Below are 17721 nucleotides of genomic sequence, written 5' to 3' on the forward strand. Positions count from 1 at the left end.
CCACTCGTAGGCTGAGGCTCATGTCCGCACCGCACCCACAGCCCACTGTCCGCCGGTACACCCGCGAGGACCAGATCGCCGGGCGCCGTCTCGGCGCAGAAGCCTTCGGGATGCCCGCCGGCGGGCCACCACCGGTCACGGACGAGCCCTGGCCCGTCCCGGGTGTGCAGCACTGGGGCGCTTTCGACGGCGCCACACTCGCAGGCCAGATGGTCGTCGACGACTTCGAGTCCTGGTGGACCGGGTCGCTGGTTCCCACGGCCGGGATCGCAGGAGTCACGGTGGCCGCGGAGTACCGCGGTCACGGCCTGGTGGAGGGCCTCTTCCGTGCCGCCCTCGGCGCCTCTCGCGAGCAGGGTGCGGTGATCTCTACCCTGTTCCCGAGTGCCCCGGGCATCTACCGGTCGTTCGGTTACGAGCTGGTCGGCAGCTTCGACACCGTGCGGGTCCCCACGGCAGCGGCGGCCATGGTGCGCGGTGGCGATCGCCTCCGGGTCCGGCGGGCTGCAGTCGCCGACGTCCCCGCGGTCCGTGCCGTCTACGACGCCTGGGCGGCCAGCCAGTGCGGGCCGCTGAGCCGGCGTGGCGCCCCGTTCACTGCCACCGACGAGCAGTACCTCGACCGGTTCACCGGGGTGACCGTGGTGGAGAACCCGAGCGGCGCCGTCATCGGCTACGCCTCCTGGAGGCGTGGTCCCCAGGAGGACAGCGCGCTGGAGGTGACCGATCTGCTGGCGCTGACCGCGGACGGGTACCGCGCGTTGTGGAGGATCCTGGGCTCGCACGCCAGCATCATCCCCTCGCTGCATCTCAAGACCTCCGGTGCCGATCCGGCACGTCTGTTCCTGCCGACCACGGACTGGTCGGTGATCGGTCGGCAGGACTACATGCTGCGGGTGGACGACGTGCCCGGCGCCTTCGCCGCACGTCGCCTCCGCGGCACCGCTGAGGCGACGTTCACCGTGGCCGGTGACCGACTCGGGGTGGGAGACGGCACGTACCGGCTCACCGTGGCGGACGGGGCGTCCCGGTGCGAACGGGTCACCTCCGCAGCACCCGACGGCGTCCCCACCTTCACACCGCAGGGCCTCGCGCTGCTCTGGGCCGGGGTGCAGAACTGCGCGACCCTCCGCTTGCTCGGCCACCTCGACGGCGGGGATCCGGAGACCGACGCCGCCCTGGACCAAGTGCTCGCCGGGCCCGAGGTCCAGATCCGGAACCACTTCTGAACGAGCGACCCGGTGCTCGACGGCGGCCCGCGCTCGCAGCGCACCAGAAACGCCACCGAGCCCGGAGGATGACTGCTAGCGTGCGAGACGCACCGCATTGGGTCGAGGGGGTCATGTTCTGATGGAAATACTCGCAGGAGCCGGGGCCGTGGCGGTCATCGGAATCGTCGGCGCCGTTCTGGTCGTCGCACTCGTGATCGGGTTGATCGTGTTCCGGTCCTGGGTGAAAGTGGCCCGCGCCGACGAAGCGCTGGTCGTCTCCGGTGTGAAGCAGCGTGGCGTCGACGGCGAGCCGGAGAGTTCCGTGCGCGTGGTCGTCAACGGTCGGGCTGTGGTCAACCCGATGACGCAGCGGCACGAGGTCATCTCGTTGCGTTCCCGACAGGTGACGATGAACGCCGAGGCACAGTCCGAGGATGGAGTGACGCTCGACGTCGAGGCGGTCGCCATCGTGAAGATCGGTTCGCACCCCGCCTACGTGAAACGCGCCGCCGAACGGTTCGCCTCGCAGGACTCCGCCATCGAGGTCTTCACCACCGAACAGCTCGAGGGCGCCCTGCGCGGCGTTGTCGCGAAGTTGCCGGTGATCGACCTGATGCGCGACCGCAAGCGGTTCTCCGAGCAGATCGCCACCGACGTCTCGCTGGAGCTGGAGGAGCAGGGTCTCATCCTCGACTCCTTCCAGATCAAGGGCATCACCGACAACGTGGGCTACATCCAGTCCCTCGGTGCACCGGAGATCCAGTCCAAGCGCCAGGCCGCAGAGATTGCCGAGACCAACGCCGAACGCGCCGTCCGGCAACAGCAGATCACCAACGAGGAAGCCAACCTCGTCGAGCAGACCGAGTACGACAAGAACCTCGCCGCCTCCAAGTCCGAGGTGGGCCGGGCCAACGCCCAGGCGCTCCAGGCCGAAGCGCTCGCCAAGGCCGAGGCCGAGCAGCAGGTGCTGAAGCAGGAGGCCGAGAACACGCAGGCCCGCCTGGACTCCGACGTCAAGCGGGTTGCCGACGCCGATCTCTACCGTGCGTCCAAGGCCGCAGACGCTGACGCCTATCGCCTCACGAAGGAAGCGGAGGCGCAGGCAACGATCGCGAGCCGGGAAGCCGAGGCCACCCGGGTGCGTGCCGAGGCGGACGCGGAGGCCACTCGTCTCGCCGGTGAAGCACACGGGCAGTCGATCCGCGCCGAGGCGGACGCCCTGGCCACGCACCAGGAGGCGTTGCTCATGCAGCGCGTCGTCGACGCCCTGCCCGAGCTCATGACGCAGTTCGCGAAGGGATATGCCACGATCGGCGAGGTCACCGTCGTCAGCAACGGAAGCACCGAATCCGGCGCCAGCGGGGTGCTCGCCAACGAGAGCTCGGTGGCCATGCGCGGTGTATTCGACTCCGTGCGGGCGGCGACCGGTATCGATCTGGGCGAGGTCATCCAGGGCCGCGCCGTCGGACGAGCCTTCGCCGACGGCGCCCACCCCGAGCCCTCCGCCACTGACAGTCACCCGTCACCGGCCGCCCCCGACGAGGGGCCCGACGTTGCCCCTCCCGCAGACCCGACGCCCCCGGCGCAGTAGCCCCCGCAGGCCGCGCGCTGCCGGGCTCACCCGCGGGCGCGAGGGTGGCTGGCGGCGTACACCTCCCGAAGCGTGTCCGGGGTGACCAACGTGTAGATCTGCGTGGTGGTGACCGAGGCGTGCCCCAGCAGCTCCTGCACCACACGCACGTCTGCACCTCCGGACAGCAGGTGCGTGGCATAGGAGTGCCGCAACGTGTGCGGGGAGATGTGCGCCTGCACTCCCCCACGCTCGGCAGCGGTCTGCAGCACCGCCCACGCGCTCTGCCGGCTCAGCGGGTTCCCCCGCTGGTTCAGGAAGGCGACGGAGGAGCCGCGCCCGCCCTGTGCCAGCACCGGGCGAGCGCGGACCAGATAGGCCTCGAGCGCCTCCACGGCGAACCGGCCCATCGGCACGACCCGCTCCTTCCGGCCCTTGCCGAACAGCCGCAGCGAGGGCGCCTCGCGGTCCAGGTCGAGGTCGTCGATGTGCAGACCAACAGCCTCCGAGATCCGCGCGCCGGTGCCGTAGAGCACCTCCACGAGCGCCCGGTCGCGCAGCCCGAGCACCCCATCGGCCATGGATGCGCCCGCCAGGAGCTTGTCGACCTCATCGGTCGAGATCGCCTTCGGCAGACGTTTCACCCCGCTCGGCGGACGCACTGTGGCGGCAGGGTCGTGCTCGGTACGCCCCTCCAGGGTGGCGAACCGGTGCCACCCACGCACGGCGACCACCGCCCGTGAGGTCGAGGACGGCGAGAGCGGATGGCCGCCGTCGGAGCCGCTGCGGAGCGCTTCGACGTAGTCCGTCACATCACCTTCGGTGACGTCACTGAAGTGGTCCCGACCGCGCGCCGTCAAGAATCTCGCATACCGGTTCAGATCACGACGGTAGGCGGCGAGCGTGTGCTCGGACAAACCTCGTTCCACGCCCAGATGCGCCAGGTACTCCCGCAGGTCCGCCTGGAACGGCGAGACCTTCGGAGCCGGCTCAGTCGCGGTCATCGGCTCAGAACGGCAGGAACGGATCGATCGAGATCGCCACGAATACCAGGGTCAGGTACGTGATCGACGCGTGGAACACCTTCATGGCGCCGAGCTTGCGGGTCGTCCCCGTGACTGCCCGTCGATACAGCGCCACGCAGGAGCCGCCGAACCACGCGCCCGAGGCCACCGCAGCGGCCGAGTAGAACCAGCCCATGTCGGCGACCGGGATCAGCGCGAGGGAGCACACCACCATAGCCACGCAATAGCCGATCATCTGGCGCGCGACGCGTGTGTCCGCCACCACCACGGGCAGCATCGGCACGCCGGCGTTCGCGTAGTCCTGACGGAACTTCATCGACAGTGGCCAGTAGTGCGGGGGCGTCCAGAAGAAGATGATCCCGAACAGCAGCAGCGGCGCCCAGTCCAGGCGCCCGGTGACAGCGGCCCATCCGATCAACACGGGCATGCAGCCCGCAGCACCACCCCACACGATGTTCTGCGAGGTCTGGCGCTTCAGCAGCATCGTGTAGCCGACGGTGTACATCAGGTTCGCCGCGAGCGCGAGGACCGCTGCGACCCAGTTCACCGTGAGCCACAGCCACACGACGGAGAATGCCCCGAGCACCAGGCCGAAGACGAGGCCGGCACGCGGAGTGATCTCCCCGGTGACCAGCGGACGGTTTCGGGTCCGGTTCATCACCGCGTCGATGTCCCGGTCGTACACCATGTTCAGGGTGTTCGCCGAGCCCGCCGCTGTCGCACCGCCCACCAGGGTCGCGATGATCAGCCACCACGAGGGAAACCCGCCTTGCGCGAGGATCATCGTCGGTACCGTGGTGATCAGCAGCAGCTCGATCACCCGGGGCTTGGTCAGCGCCACGTAGGCGCGCACCCGAGCCGCGACAGACTTCCGGCGCAGCGTCGCCGCACCGGCGGAACCGGCAGTCGAACGCGGGTCGGTGGAGAGCGGGGCGTCGGGCACGTCTGTCGCGGTCTTTCGTCTCGGGAGGCGTGATGTCACGCAGGTGCAGCGATGGGAACGCCGCTGCTTGCCAGTGTAGAGGTTCCACTGGCGGGGGCTCATGACGACGGCCAGCTTGGGGCGTCCCAGCGGGTGGTCCACGGTGCGGGATCGCTCACACCTGACCTTCGAGGATTGAGTAGGCTCAGAGCCAGTACCGGCCCCGTCCGGGCCGAGGAGCAGACCACACACCCAGTACCGCGTTCGCACGATCGCGAACGAGAGAGATGAGGTCCCGTGAACGCCCCGTCCACCAAGACCGCCACCGCCGCCGCCCCGCGGTCCGCGACCGTCGGCTGGAACGAGCTCGACGTGAAGGCCGTCAACACCGTGCGCGTGCTCGCCGCAGATGCCGTCGAGAAGTGCGGCAGTGGCCACCCCGGAACGGCGATCTCGCTCGCCCCGGCCGCCTACCTGCTGTACCAGAACGTGATGCGCCTGGACCCGGCTGACCCGGACTGGCTGGGCCGGGACCGGTTCGTGCTCTCCGCCGGCCACTCCTCCCTGACCCAGTACATCCAGCTCTACCTCGCCGGCTACGGCCTCGAGGTGGAGGACATCGCCGCACTGCGCACCTGGAACTCCCTCACCCCCGGGCACCCGGAGGTCGGTCACACCAAGGGGGTGGAAACCACCACTGGTCCGCTCGGACAGGGAGTGGCCACCGCGGTCGGGATGGCGATGGCCCAGCGCCGTGTGCGCGGGCTGCTCGATCCGGACGCTCCCGCCGGATCCTCGCCCTTCGACCATCATGTCTACGTGATCGCCTCGGACGGTGACCTGCAGGAAGGCGTCAGCGGCGAAGCATCCTCGATCGCAGGCACGCAGGAGCTCGGGAACCTGATCGTGCTGTGGGACGACAATCACATCTCGATCGAGGGCGACACCGATGTCGCGTTCACCGAGGACGTCGAGGCCCGCTACGAGGCCTACGGCTGGCACACCCAGCGCGTGGACTGGACCGGCGCGGACGGATACGTCGAGGACGTGGACGCACTCGCCGCCGCGATCGAGGAAGCGAAGTCGGTGACCGACCGTCCGTCCTTCATCGCTCTGCGCACCATCATCGCCTGGCCCGCACCGACGAAGCAGAACACTGGGGAGGCGCACGGGTCTGCCTTGGGCGAGGACGAGGTCAAGGGTCTCAAGGAGGCCATCGGTTTCGATCCCGAGCAGAACTTCCAGGTCGAACCCGAGGTGATCGCCCACACCCGCAAGGTCGGTGAGCGTGGCGCCGCGGCGCACGCGGCATGGGACCAGCAGCTGGCCGCCTGGGCCGCCGCGAATCCGGAGCAGGCCCAGCTCCTGGAGCGTCTGCGTGCCCACGAGCTGCCGACCGACTGGGCGTCCGCCCTGCCCACGTTCGACGCGGGCAAGGCACTCGCCACCCGCGCCGCCTCGGGCAGTGTGCTCGGCGCTCTGGCGCCGGTGCTGCCCGAGCTCTGGGGCGGCTCGGCCGACCTGGCCGGGTCGAACAACACGACGATGAAGGGCGAGCCGTCCTTCATCCCCTCGGACCGTTCCACCAACAAGTTCGAGGGCAACCCGTACGGGCGAACACTGCACTTCGGGATCCGCGAGCACGCGATGGGTGCCATCGTGAACGGCATCGCCCTGGACGGACTCACTCGTGCCTACGGCGGGACGTTCTTGACGTTCAGCGACTACATGCGTGGCGCCGTCCGTCTCTCCGCCGTGATGCAGGCGCCGTCGATCTTCGTGTGGACGCACGACTCGATCGGCCTGGGCGAGGACGGTCCCACGCACCAGCCGGTCGAGCACCTCGCCGCCTGCCGCGCGATCCCCGGTCTGTCCGTGGTGCGCCCGGCGGACGCCAACGAGACCGCCGCAGCCTGGCAGGCCGTGCTGGAGCGTCGGGACGGTCCCGCCGGCCTGGTGCTCACTCGCCAGGGGGTGCCGACCTTCCCACGCGGTGCGGAAGGCTTCGCCACCACCGACGGCGTCGCGAAGGGTGCGTACGTGCTGCTGGAGTCCTCCACGCCGACCCCGCAGGTCATCCTGATCGGGACCGGCTCGGAGGTTCAGCTCGCTGTCGAGGCGCGCGAGCAGCTCGAGGCCGAGGGAATCGGCACCCGTGTGGTGTCGGCGCCGTGTCTGGAGTGGTTCGACGCGCAGGACGCCGAGTACCGCGAAACTGTGCTCCCGCCGGCGGTTCGCGCGCGGGTGAGCGTCGAAGCCGGGATCGCGATGCCGTGGTACCGCTACCTCGGCGACGCGGGCCGCGCCGTCTCCCTCGAGCACTACGGAGCATCCGCGGACTACAAGACGCTCTTCACGGAGTTCGGTATCACCGCCGAGGCCACCGTGACAGCAGCGAAGGACTCGCTCTCCGCAGCCGCCTCGTGACCCCGCCGGCCCGGGCGGGTCGACCGTGACCTGACGATCGACCCACCCGGGCCGGTTCTTCCTTCCCCACCCGAGGAGTTCGTGATGACCGACATGGCTAACACCCCATCCACCACCTCCGCGTCGCCTCTGGCTGCGATCAGTGCCGCCGGCGTCTCCATCTGGCTCGACGACCTCTCCCGTGACGCCATCGAGTCCGGAGATCTCGCCGAGCTCATCGCCGAGCGGCACGTGGTCGGTGTGACGACCAACCCCACGATTTTCGCCGGCGCCCTCGCCGACGGCACGGCCTATGATGCGCAGCTGCGTGAGCTCGCGGCCGCCGGCGCCTCCACCGAGGAGGCCGTGCTCACTCTCACCACCGACGACGTCCGCGCCGCCTGCGACCTGTTCCGCCCCACCTTCGACGCCACCGGCGGCAAGGACGGGCGCGTCTCGATCGAGGTGGACCCACGCCTCGCCCGCGACACCGATGGCACGATCGAGGCCGCGCACCGCCTCTGGAACACGGTCGACCGCCCGAACCTGTGCGTGAAGATCCCGGCCACCAAGGAGGGACTGCCGGCGATCACCGCCGCCACCGCCGCCGGGATCAGCGTGAACGTCACCCTCATCTTCAGCCTGGACCGGTACCGTGCCGTGGCGCAGGCCTACGTGGACGGGCTGGAGCAGGCCCACCAGGCCGGCATCGACCTGACCACGATCCACTCGGTGGCCTCGGTGTTCCTCTCCCGGATCGACGCGAAGGTGGACGCCGCGCTGGAACAGGCGGGAACCCCGGAGGCCATGGCGCTGCGCGGTCGTGCCGCGATCGCCGGAGCCCGGCTCTGCTACGAGGTCTTCGAGGAGATCTTCTCCACACCGCGCTTCGGTGCCCTCGCTGCGGAGGGAGCGCATCGTCAGCGTCCGTTGTGGGCCTCCACCAGCACCAAGGACCCCGACTACCCGGACACCATGTATGTGGACGAGCTCGTGGTCGCGGACGTGGTGAACACGATGCCGCGCAAGACCCTCGCCGCAGCGCACGACCACTCTCGAGCGACAGGTGCGGACGCGGTGCACGGCACCTACGACGACTCCCGCCAGGTACTGGACGCTCTCGTGCGGCACGGCGTCCCCTACGAGAAGATCCTGACCGACCTGGAGGACGCCGGTGTGGCCTCCTTCGAGAAGAGCTGGGCTGAGCTGCTCGAGACCGTGACCGCTGGTCTGCGCGCCGCCGGCTGAAAGGGCTTCTCATCTCCATGCCGAACACAGTTGCGCCTGCCTCCAACCCGCTGCGCGATCCCGCCGATCGGCGACTCCCTCGTATCGCGGGGCCGGGTGGCCTGGTCCTCTTCGGAGTCACCGGGGATCTGGCCCGCAAGAAGCTCCTTCCGGCGATCTTCGACCTCGCCAACCGTGGCCTGCTGCCGCCTGGCTTCGGCCTCACCGGCTACGGACGCCGCGACTGGGACCACGACCACTTCCGTGGTGTGGCCCGGGAGGCCGTCGAGGCCCACTGCCGGACCCCCTTCGACGAGCATGTCTGGGAGCAGCTCGCCAAGGGCTTCCGGTTCGTACAGGGCACGTTCGATGACGAGGAAGGTTTCGCGAACCTGGCACGTACCGTGGCCGAGCTTGACGCCGAGCGTGGCACCGGCGGCAACCATGCCTTCTACCTCTCGATCCCGCCGGACAAGTTCCCGGTGGTCTGCCAGCAGCTCTCCGAATCAGGTCTGTCCACACCGAAGCCGGGCACCTGGCGGCGCGTGGTGATCGAGAAGCCGTTCGGCTCGGACCTGGAGTCGGCACGCGCGCTCAACGACGTGGTCGAGGAGGTGTTCCCGGCCGATGCGGTCTTCCGGATCGACCACTACCTCGGCAAGGAGACGGTGCAGAACCTGCTCGCGATGCGATTCGCGAACCAGCTGTTCGAGCCGATCTGGAACGCCAACTATGTCGACCACGTGCAGATCACGATGGCCGAGGACATCGGTATCGGATCCCGCGCCGGCTACTACGACGGCATCGGCGCCGCGCGAGACGTCATCCAGAACCACCTGCTGCAGCTCCTCGCACTCACCGCGATGGAGGAGCCGGTCTCGTTCGAGGCGGACTCCCTGCGCACGGAGAAGGAGAAGGTGCTCTCCGCCGTCAGGCTGCCGAAGGACCTGCGCCAGCACACCGCACGAGGTCAGTACGCGGCCGGGTGGCAAGGTGGTGAGCAGGTCCGCGCCTACCTCGACGAGGACGGGGTGCCCGCCGACTCCGGCACCGAGACCTATGCGGCGATCCGCCTCGATGTGGACACCCGTCGCTGGGCCGGCGTGCCGTTCTACCTGCGCGCCGGGAAGCGGCTCGGGCGCCGCGTGACCGAGATCGCCGTGGTCTTCAAGCGGGCCCCGCACCTGCCGTTCGACCTGAACGAGACCCAGGAGCTCGGCCACAACGCCCTGGTGATCCGGGTGCAGCCGGACGAGGGCGTCACCATCCGGTTCGGCTCCAAGGTCCCTGGCACGGCGATGGAGGTACGGGACGTCACGATGGACTTCGGGTACGGGCACTCGTTCACCGAGTCCTCCCCCGAGGCATACGAGCGACTCCTCCTGGACGTGCTGCTCGGTGACCCGCCGCTGTTCCCGCACCAGCGGGAGGTGGAGCTCTCCTGGGAGATCCTCGACCCGATCATCGACGCCTGGTCCACCTACGGTCAGCCCGACCAGTACCGGGCCGGCACCTGGGGTCCGCCATCGGCCGACGCCATGCTCGCACGTGACGGACGGACCTGGAGGCGGCCGTGATCATCACCCTGAAGGACACCACCACCGCCGAGATCGGCGCCAGCCTGGTCCAGCTGCGGGAGGAAGGCGGCGCCGTCGCTCTCGGCCGGGTCCTCACCCTGGTGATCGTACCCACCGACTCCGGAACGTCCACCGACGCCCTGATCGAGGCAGCCAACCAGGCCAGCAAGGAGCACCCGTGCCGGGTGATCGTGGTGGACCCGGCGGGCACCCGCGGTGAGCCCGATGAGTCAACTGCGGCCGGGTTGGACGCGGAGATCCGCATCGGTGGGGATGCCGGCGCGTCCGAGGTGGTGCTGCTGCGCCCCCTCGGCGGTGCCCGCACCGAGGTGGACACCCTGGTGATCCCGCTGCTGCTGCCGGACGCACCGATCGTGGTGTGGTGGCCGACGAACCCACCCGAACATCCCGGTGAGGACCCGCTCGGCCGGATGGCCCAGCGCCGGATCAGCGATGTGGGCGAGTGCGCAGACGCGATCACCCAGCTCGCGCACCTCGGTGCCGTATACAGCCCCGGTGACACCGACCTGTCCTGGGCCCGGACCACCCTGTGGCGTGGAATCACCGCCGCCGCCCTGGACGGTGCGTCCGAACCGGTCCGTGCCGTCCGGGTGTACGGGTCCAAAGAACGCCCCTCCACCCACCTGTTCGCCGCCTGGCTGGCCTCGGCTCTCGACCTGAACGTGACAGTGCACCCCGAGCCGGACACGACCGCCATCACCGGACTCGATCTGGAACGCGCCGACGGCACCATCTCGATGCGCCGCCCCGAGGGCGAGGTCGTGGTGACGATCACCCAACCAGGTCAGCCCGACCACGAGCTTGCCATGCCCAAGCGCCCCCTCCAGGACTGCCTGATGGAGGATCTGCGGCGGATGGATCCGGATGCCGTGTACCAGCGGACCCTACTGAACGGCCTTGCCCGCGTGAACGTAACGGAAGGATGACGATGACCGCTCAGCGCGCCGTCCTGGTGCACCCCGGTGCTGATGCCCTCGCCCGCGCGACGGCGGCGCGGCTGCTGCTCGCCATCGCGGACGCTCAGGCGCTGCGCCGCCCGGTGCACGTCGCGATCACCGGCGGCACCGTCGGCACCCAGGTGCTCGTCGAGGCGGCACGCTCGCAGCTGCTCGAGAACGTCGACCTGACCGGGCTGCACATATGGTGGGTCGACGAGCGTCTCGTGCCAGCTGGAGACCCGGACCGGAACGAGGGGCAGGCCACCGAGGCACTGCTCGGCGGTCTGGACATCCCGGCAGCGAATGTGCACCGGATGCCCTCCTCGGACCACGCGAGTGACCCGGACGCCGCCGCTGCCGACTATGCGGCAGAGCTCGCCGGCTTCGCCCCGGAGGGCTCCGCGGTGCGGGCACCCGAGTTCGACGTGGTGCTGCTCGGGATGGGACCGGACGGGCACATCGCGTCCCTGTTCCCCGGGCAAGGCACCGTCGCCATCGACGACCGGACCGTCATCGGTGTACCCGACTCCCCCAAGCCGCCGCCGCGGCGGCTCTCCCTGGCGGTTCCGGCCCTCACGAACGCTCGTCAGGTGTGGGTGATCGTCGCCGGTGCCGCGAAGGCGGCGCCGGTCGCCCGCGCGCTGGCCGGTGCGGACCCCGACGAGATCCCAGCCGCAACCGCGGCCGGTCGCGACCTGACGCTCTGGCTGGTGGACGCCGAGGCCGCCGGTCACGGACCCAGCCCGGAGAAGGTGGTCTCCGCCAGCCGTGAGGTCGCCGCGGACGCCGCCACGCTCTTCGAGCTGATCGCCGACCCGGCCCGCCAGCCCGAGTGGGACGGCAACGACAATCTCGCCGAGGCAGCCCCCGGACAACGGGTCCGTGCCGTCGGTGACGTCTTCCGCACCACCCTCACCAAGGGCGCCGTTCGGGAGAACCACGTGGTGGAGTTCTCCGAGGGTCCCGCGATCGCGTGGCAGCCCGCCGAGGTGGGCCGTCCTCGTCCGGGGCACCTGTGGCGCTGGGAGCTCACCCCAGTGGACGAGGGGCGGACCACGGTGACCCACACCTACGACTGGTCCGGACTCACTGACACCACCCGGCTCGAGCGTGCACGGTCGACCACCAGCGAGAAGCTGTTGGCCTCGATCGAGCGGCTCGCCCGGCTCGTCGAGGGCTGACGGCGGAGGGTCGAACAGGTCGTCCGATGCGGTAGGCCATGACCGGAGCGCAGCAGGTCAGGAGCCGCGCCAGTCGTGCAGCACCTGGGCGGCCACGTCCGCCACGGGCCGGCCTGCCACGTCGATCACCGTGTCGTCCACCCCGGCACCCTCCAGGATCCGGTGCAGCTCGGGTGCGCGGCGCAGGTGCCAGTCCAGGCCGGCGCCATCGCCGTCGGCCGCGTGTCGGGCACGGAGGCGGGCCTGCACCTCCTCGAGCGGCACCCGCAGACGCACCACGTGCAACGATCCGCCGACCGCGTCCGTGTAGCTCGGGCGCATCGCCCGCTCCTCGAGCACACCGGCGAGCACCAGCACGGTGGCGCCATGCCGGCGGTACACGGACGCCAGGGCGCGCAACGCTGCCAGCTCCACTGCGGCGCCGAACGGATCGTCCGCCGTCGTCGGCCAGGTGCGCCGCACCTCGTCCAGGTCGAGCACCGCGTGCGGCAGGTCTTGTGCCGCGAGGGCGGCACCGACGGCCGCGGCCGTCGTCGTCTTGCCCGAACCGACCGTACCGTTCAGGAAAACCGTGCGGATGATCAGCCGCCGCGGCGTGCACGCAGTGCGGAGAGCGCCTCGTCGAGGAGAGCAGCGCCGTCGGCGTCGCTACGACGCTCCTTCACGTACGCAAGGTGGGTCTTGTAGGGCTCGTTGCGGGGAGCCGACGGCGGGTTCGCCTGGTCCTGCCCGGCAGGGAGCCCGCAGCGCGGGCAGTCCCAGGTCTCGGGGACAGCGACGCCCTGTTCCTGAGCAAAGCTCGGCCGTGTCTCGTGACCACTGGCGCACCAGTACGACACCCACACCCGGGGGGCCGAATCGCCGCGCTCGGCCTCGCCCATCGGGCCCGCACCCACACGTGAACCGCGAATCGCGCTACCGCCTGCCATCGAGGAACTCCCTGCTCAGAATGTGAAGCGTTGGATCAGGCCCAGGAGCACGATCACCACGCCCCAGACGATTGCGGACCCGATCGTGATCCGGTTCAGGTTGCGCTCGGCTACGCCGGAGGAGCCGAGACTGGAGGAGATGCCTCCACCGAACATGTCGGACAGGCCCCCACCCTTGCCCTTGTGCATGAGGATCGAGAGCACCAGCATGAAACTGGTCAGCACCAGTAGTACCTGCAGGACGATGGTCAGTGCGGTCACGTGTCGCTGAACTTTCCTCGTGGGGGCATGTGTACCGGTCGAACCCGGTCATGGGTGAGTCTACGTGATCGGTGCGAGACGATCGTCTCGCACCGATCACGCACGCTCACGGTGCGGCACTCCCGTGCAGCCGGATGTGCGCGCACTGGTCCGCGGTCAGAGACCGACGTTGTGGGACTGGTACCGCACGATCGCCGCGAACTCCTCGGCGTCCAAGCTGGCGCCGCCGACGAGAGCGCCGTCGACGTCGGCCTGGGCCATGATCGTGGCGACGTTGCCGGACTTCACCGACCCGCCGTACAACACACGGACGGCGTCGGCCACCTCGGTGGAGTAGAGCTCCGCGAGCCGGCCACGGATCGCCGCGCAGACCTCCTGCGCGTCCTCCGGGGTCGCCACCTCACCGGTGCCGATGGCCCAGACAGGCTCATACGCGATCACTGTCTTGGCGGCGTCCTCGGCAGAGATCCCGTCGAACGCGCCGTCGACCTGAGCGAGGGTGTGCGGAACCTGCTCACCGGCCTGCCGGACGTCCAGCCCTTCGCCGACGCAGATGATCGGGACGATGCCGCCGCCCAGGGCGGCCTTGGCCTTCGCCCCGACCAGAGCGTCGCTCTCGTCGTGGTTCTCCCGGCGCTCCGAGTGACCCACGACGGCGTAGCTCACGCCCAGCTTGGTCAGCATGGCCGCGGAGATCTCACCGGTGTAGGCGCCCTTCGCCTCGGTGGAGATGTCCTGGGAGCCGTAACCGATCTCCAGCTTGTCCGCGTCCACGAGAGTCTGCACCGAGCGCAGGTCCGTGAACGGCGGGCAGACCACGACCTCGACCGAGGAGAAGTCGTGCTTGGCGTCCTTGAGCGTCCACGCCAGCTTCTGCACCAGGTGGGTGGCCTCGTGGTGGTCGAGGTTCATCTTCCAGTTGCCCGCCATGAGCGGGGTACGTGTGGGCATGTGTTGCCTTTCCGTGGGTCGGCCGGGATCAGTCGGCGAGGACGTCGATACCGGGCAGAGTCTTGCCCTCGAGGAACTCCAGCGACGCACCGCCGCCGGTGGAGATGTGGCTGAAGCCGGCTTCGTCGAAACCGAGCTGGCGCACCGCGGCTGCGGAGTCGCCGCCGCCGACGATGCTGAAGGCACCTGCACTGGTCGCGTCGACCATCGCCTGGGCCACAGCCTTCGTGCCGTCGGCGAATGCCGCGAACTCGAACACGCCCATCGGGCCGTTCCATACGACGGTCTTCGCCTCGGCGATCGATGCGGCGAACGCAGTCGCCGAATCCGGGCCGATGTCGAGGCCCATCTGGTCGTCCGGGATCGCATCGGCGGGGACCACGGTGGCGGGGGCGTCGGCGGCGAACGCCGGCGCCACCACCACGTCGGTCGGGAGCACGATCTGCACGCCACGCTCAGCAGCGGCCGCCAGGTACCTCTTGACGGTCTCGACCTGGTCCTCCTCGAGCAGGGAGGAACCGACGGAGTGCCCCTGCGCCGCGAGGAACGTGAAGACCATCCCGCCACCGATGAGCAGCCGATCGGCCTTGGTGAGCAGGTTCTCGATCACTCCGAGCTTGTCGGAGACCTTCGACCCGCCGAGCACCACCGCGTAGGGGCGCTCGGGCGACTCGGTGGCGCGGCCCAGCGCCTCCAGCTCGGTCTGCACGAGACCACCGACGGCGTGCGGGAGCTCCAGTGCCACGTCGTAGACACTGGCCTGCTTGCGGTGCACCACACCGAATCCATCGGAGACGTAGATGTCAGCCAGCGCAGCGAGGTCGTCCGCGAGCGAGGCACGCTCGGCGTCCTCCTTCGAGGTTTCGCGCGGGTCGAAGCGGATGTTCTCCAGCAGCACCACGTCGCCTGGGTGCATCGCCGCGACGGCGTGCCGGGCCCCCTCCCCGACGGTGTCGGTGGCCAGGGTCACCGAGGTGCCGAGGAGCTCACCGAGCCGCAAGGAGACCGGCGCGAGCGAGAACGCCGGGTCGACGGCGCCCTTCGGGCGGCCCAGGTGCGCGGTCACGACGACACGGGCGCCGGCCTCGGTGAGCCGGCGGATGGTCGGCAGCGCGGCCCGGATGCGACCGTCATCGGTGATAGTGGTGCCGTCCAGCGGCACGTTGAAGTCAGAGCGGACGAGGACGCGCTTGCCGCGCAGCTCGCCGAGGTCGTCGATCGTCTTCATGAGTCCTCCCACGGATTCTTCGAGCCTGGGACCGACCGCATGACCGCGCCCGCGTGCTCATCAAGCACGCGGGCGCGGGTCACGGGCGGTTCGTCAGAGCTGCTCGCCGACGTAGACGGTGAGGTCCACGAGTCGGTTCGAGTAGCCCCACTCGTTGTCGTACCAGGAGACGACCTTGACCTGGTCGCCGATCACCTTGGTCAGCCCGGAGTCGAAGACGCTCGACGCCGGGTCACCCGCGATGTCGGTGGAGACCAGCGGGTCGTCGGAGTAGACGAGGATGCCCTTGAGCTCATCGGTCTCTGCCGCTTCCTTGATCGCGGCGTTGACCTCGTCGACGGTCACCTCGCGCGAAGCGGTGAAGGTGAGGTCGGTGGCCGAGCCGGTCGGGACCGGCACACGCAGGGCGTATCCGTCCAGCTTGCCGGCCAGTTGCGGGAGCACCAGGGAGACCGCCTTCGCCGCACCGGTGGAGGTGGGGACGATGTTCAGGGCGGCGGCGCGGGCACGGCGCGGGTCCTTGTGCGGACCGTCCTGCAGGTTCTGGTCGGCCGTGTAGGCGTGCACCGTGGTCATCAGGCCGCGCACGAGGCCGAACTTCTCGTCCAGCACCTTGGCCAGCGGGGCCAGGCAGTTCGTGGTGCAGGAGGCGTTCGAGACGATGTGGTGGTTCGCCGGGTCGTAGTCGGTGTGGTTCACACCCATCACGAAGGTGGCGTCCTCGTTCTTCGCGGGCGCGGAGATGATGACCTTCTTCGCACCGGCGTCGATGTGCGCCTTCGCCTTGGAGGCGTCGGTGAAGATCCCGGTGGACTCGATCACGATGTCGGCACCGAGCTCGCCCCACGGAAGGGCGGCCGGGTCGCGCTCGGCGAGGGCCTTGAAGGTCTGGTTGCCCACGGTGATGGACGTCTCGTCGAACGAGACGTCCTCGGACAGCTTGCCGAGGATCGAGTCGTACTTGAGCAGGTGGGCGAGGGACTCGTTGCTCGTCAGGTCGTTGACACCGACGATCTCGATGTCTGCACCGCTTGCGAGGACGGCACGGAAGAAGTTCCGTCCGATGCGGCCGAAGCCGTTAATTCCGACGCGGATGGTCACGTTTTCCTCCTGGCGCGCTCGTTGCGCGCATAGCGTCTGGGTCGGGGAATCGCGTTACTCACGCGAGAGCGGCCGCCGCGAGCGACCGGGGAGGCCGTGATCGGAAGTTCGGGCACGGAGTCTCACCAGGAGTCAACGGTACACCCGTGGCGGGCAAAGGTCCGCTTACTGAGCCGTCGGGAAGCGAACCGTTCACATATCGAGCATGTCTTGGGTGAGATTGCTCTCAGTGTCCGGGACGCCGAGTTCCTGGGCCCGCTTGTCCGCCATCGCCAGCAGCCGCCGGATCCGACCGGCAACAGCGTCCTTGGTGAGCTGAGGGTCGGACAGCTGCCCGAGCTCTTCCAGGCTCGCCTGCTTGTTCTCCAACCGCAACCGGCCGGCCTGCCGGAGGTGGTCAGGCATCTCCTCACCGAGTATCTCGAAGGCACGCTCCACACGTGCGCCGGCGGCCACCGCCGCCTGGGCGGACCGGCGCAGGTTGGCGTCGTCGAAGTTTGCCAGCCGGTTCGCGGTCCCCCGCACCTCCCGGCGCATCCGTCGCTCCTCCCAGGCGATGACGGCGTCGTGGGCGCCCATCCGGGTGAGGATCGCGCTGATCGCGTCACCGTCCCGGATCACGACGCGGTCGACTCCACGCACTTCACGTGCCTTGGCTTGAATTCCGAGACGACGGGCTGCTCCGACGAGCGCCAGTGCGGCCTCGGGACCGGGGCAGGTCACCTCAAGAGCAGAGGAGCGGCCGGGTTCAGTGAGTGACCCGTGCGCCAGGAACGCTCCCCGCCAGGCGGCCACAGCATCGCCGATGCTGGAGTTCACCACGTGCGGCGGGAGTCCGCGCACCGGACGGCCGCGATTGTCCAGCAGACCCGTCTGCCGGGCGAGCTGCTCACCACCGGCCACCACGCGCACCACGTAACGGTTGCCGCGGCGCAGCCCGCCACCGGAGACCACGATCACCTCACTGTTGTGCCCGTAGACCTCCTGGATGGCCTGACGCAGGCGACGGGCCGCGACACCGGTGTCCACCTCGGCCTCCACCACGATGCGCCCGGAGATGATGTGCAAGCCACCAGCGAACCGGAGGGTCGCGGCCACCTCAGCCTTGCGGGCGGAGAGCTTGTCCACCTTGAGCCGGGCGAGCTCGTCCTTCACGTCGGCGGTCAGAGACAT

16 protein-coding genes are annotated in these 17721 nt (G+C 69.5%); 7 read left to right on the plus strand and 9 right to left on the minus strand.

Translation table 11 applies throughout. The annotated features are described in order from the left end of the window. Positions 1–20: 20 nt before the first annotated feature. Both BLU77_RS07990 and BLU77_RS07995 read left to right on the plus strand, forming a co-directional pair. Entirely contained in the window at positions 21–1229 is a 1209-nt protein-coding gene (locus BLU77_RS07990) for a GNAT family N-acetyltransferase (RefSeq protein ID WP_175476983.1), read from the plus strand. A gap of 121 nt (positions 1230–1350) precedes the next feature. Continuing rightward, positions 1351–2802, plus strand: coding sequence for an SPFH domain-containing protein (locus BLU77_RS07995; protein ID WP_089772449.1), 1452 nt, complete (start codon positions 1351–1353; stop codon positions 2800–2802). Between the two features lie 26 nt (positions 2803–2828). On the opposite strand, the gene xerD is transcribed toward BLU77_RS07995, so the two are convergent. Then, positions 2829–3785: a site-specific tyrosine recombinase XerD gene (gene xerD, locus BLU77_RS08000; RefSeq protein ID WP_089772450.1), complete on the minus strand. Its 957-nt coding sequence runs from the start codon at positions 3783–3785 to the stop codon at positions 2829–2831. Between the two features lie 4 nt (positions 3786–3789). Next, complete coding sequence (locus BLU77_RS08005; protein WP_425441212.1) at positions 3790–4749, minus strand: heme o synthase; 960 nt, start codon at positions 4747–4749, stop codon at positions 3790–3792. A 276-nt stretch (positions 4750–5025) separates the two neighbouring features. Here BLU77_RS08005 and tkt point away from each other — a divergent pair, with 276 nt between their 5' ends. The 5 genes from tkt (at position 5026) to pgl (ending at position 12078) form a co-directional block, all read left to right on the plus strand. Then, complete coding sequence (gene tkt / locus BLU77_RS08010) at positions 5026–7155, plus strand: transketolase (RefSeq protein WP_089772451.1); 2130 nt, start codon at positions 5026–5028, stop codon at positions 7153–7155. A gap of 84 nt (positions 7156–7239) precedes the next feature. Continuing rightward, on the plus strand, positions 7240–8382 hold the full coding sequence (gene tal, locus BLU77_RS08015) for a transaldolase (RefSeq protein ID WP_089772452.1): 1143 nt from the start codon (positions 7240–7242) through the stop codon (positions 8380–8382). Positions 8383–8399: 17 nt separating this feature from the next. Beyond that, positions 8400–9938 carry a glucose-6-phosphate dehydrogenase gene (gene zwf / locus BLU77_RS08020; protein ID WP_089772453.1) on the plus strand — a complete coding sequence of 513 codons (1539 nt, stop codon included), beginning with the start codon at positions 8400–8402 and terminating at the stop codon, positions 9936–9938. Beyond that, positions 9935–10885, plus strand: coding sequence for a glucose-6-phosphate dehydrogenase assembly protein OpcA (locus BLU77_RS08025; protein WP_089772454.1), 951 nt, complete (start codon positions 9935–9937; stop codon positions 10883–10885). Before zwf ends, BLU77_RS08025 begins: the two co-directional genes overlap by 4 nt. 2 nt (positions 10886–10887) lie before the next feature. After that, positions 10888–12078 carry a 6-phosphogluconolactonase gene (pgl, locus tag BLU77_RS23065; protein WP_175476984.1) on the plus strand — a complete coding sequence of 397 codons (1191 nt, stop codon included), beginning with the start codon at positions 10888–10890 and terminating at the stop codon, positions 12076–12078. Positions 12079–12135: 57 nt separating this feature from the next. Here the strand turns inward: pgl and BLU77_RS08035 are convergent, their stop codons facing one another. The 7 genes from BLU77_RS08035 to whiA form a co-directional block, all read right to left on the minus strand. Further along, positions 12136–12663, minus strand: a complete 528-nt coding sequence (locus BLU77_RS08035; RefSeq protein WP_342741464.1) for an AAA family ATPase — start codon at positions 12661–12663, stop codon at positions 12136–12138. After that, positions 12660–13007 carry an RNA polymerase-binding protein RbpA gene (locus tag BLU77_RS08040; RefSeq protein WP_089772456.1) on the minus strand — a complete coding sequence of 116 codons (348 nt, stop codon included), beginning with the start codon at positions 13005–13007 and terminating at the stop codon, positions 12660–12662. The genes BLU77_RS08035 and BLU77_RS08040 overlap by 4 nt, the downstream gene beginning before the upstream one ends. Before the next feature lie 15 nt (positions 13008–13022). After that, the gene (secG, locus tag BLU77_RS08045; RefSeq protein ID WP_089772457.1) at positions 13023–13268 is read right to left on the minus strand and encodes a preprotein translocase subunit SecG; all 246 of its coding nucleotides are present in this window, start codon (positions 13266–13268) and stop codon (positions 13023–13025) included. Positions 13269–13424: 156 nt separating this feature from the next. Beyond that, a complete protein-coding gene (tpiA, locus tag BLU77_RS08050) occupies positions 13425–14219 on the minus strand; it encodes a triose-phosphate isomerase (RefSeq protein ID WP_089772458.1) in 795 nt (264 codons plus the stop codon). A 28-nt stretch (positions 14220–14247) separates the two neighbouring features. Continuing rightward, positions 14248–15447 carry a phosphoglycerate kinase gene (locus BLU77_RS08055; protein WP_089772459.1) on the minus strand — a complete coding sequence of 400 codons (1200 nt, stop codon included), beginning with the start codon at positions 15445–15447 and terminating at the stop codon, positions 14248–14250. A gap of 93 nt (positions 15448–15540) precedes the next feature. Continuing rightward, positions 15541–16548, minus strand: a complete 1008-nt coding sequence (gene gap, locus BLU77_RS08060) for a type I glyceraldehyde-3-phosphate dehydrogenase (protein WP_089772460.1) — start codon at positions 16546–16548, stop codon at positions 15541–15543. Positions 16549–16740: 192 nt separating this feature from the next. Then, the gene (gene whiA / locus BLU77_RS08065) at positions 16741–17721 is read right to left on the minus strand and encodes a DNA-binding protein WhiA (protein WP_089773074.1); all 981 of its coding nucleotides are present in this window, start codon (positions 17719–17721) and stop codon (positions 16741–16743) included.

The organism is Ruania alba (genome assembly GCF_900105765.1).
Lineage (GTDB): Bacteria > Actinomycetota > Actinomycetes > Actinomycetales > Beutenbergiaceae > Ruania > Ruania alba.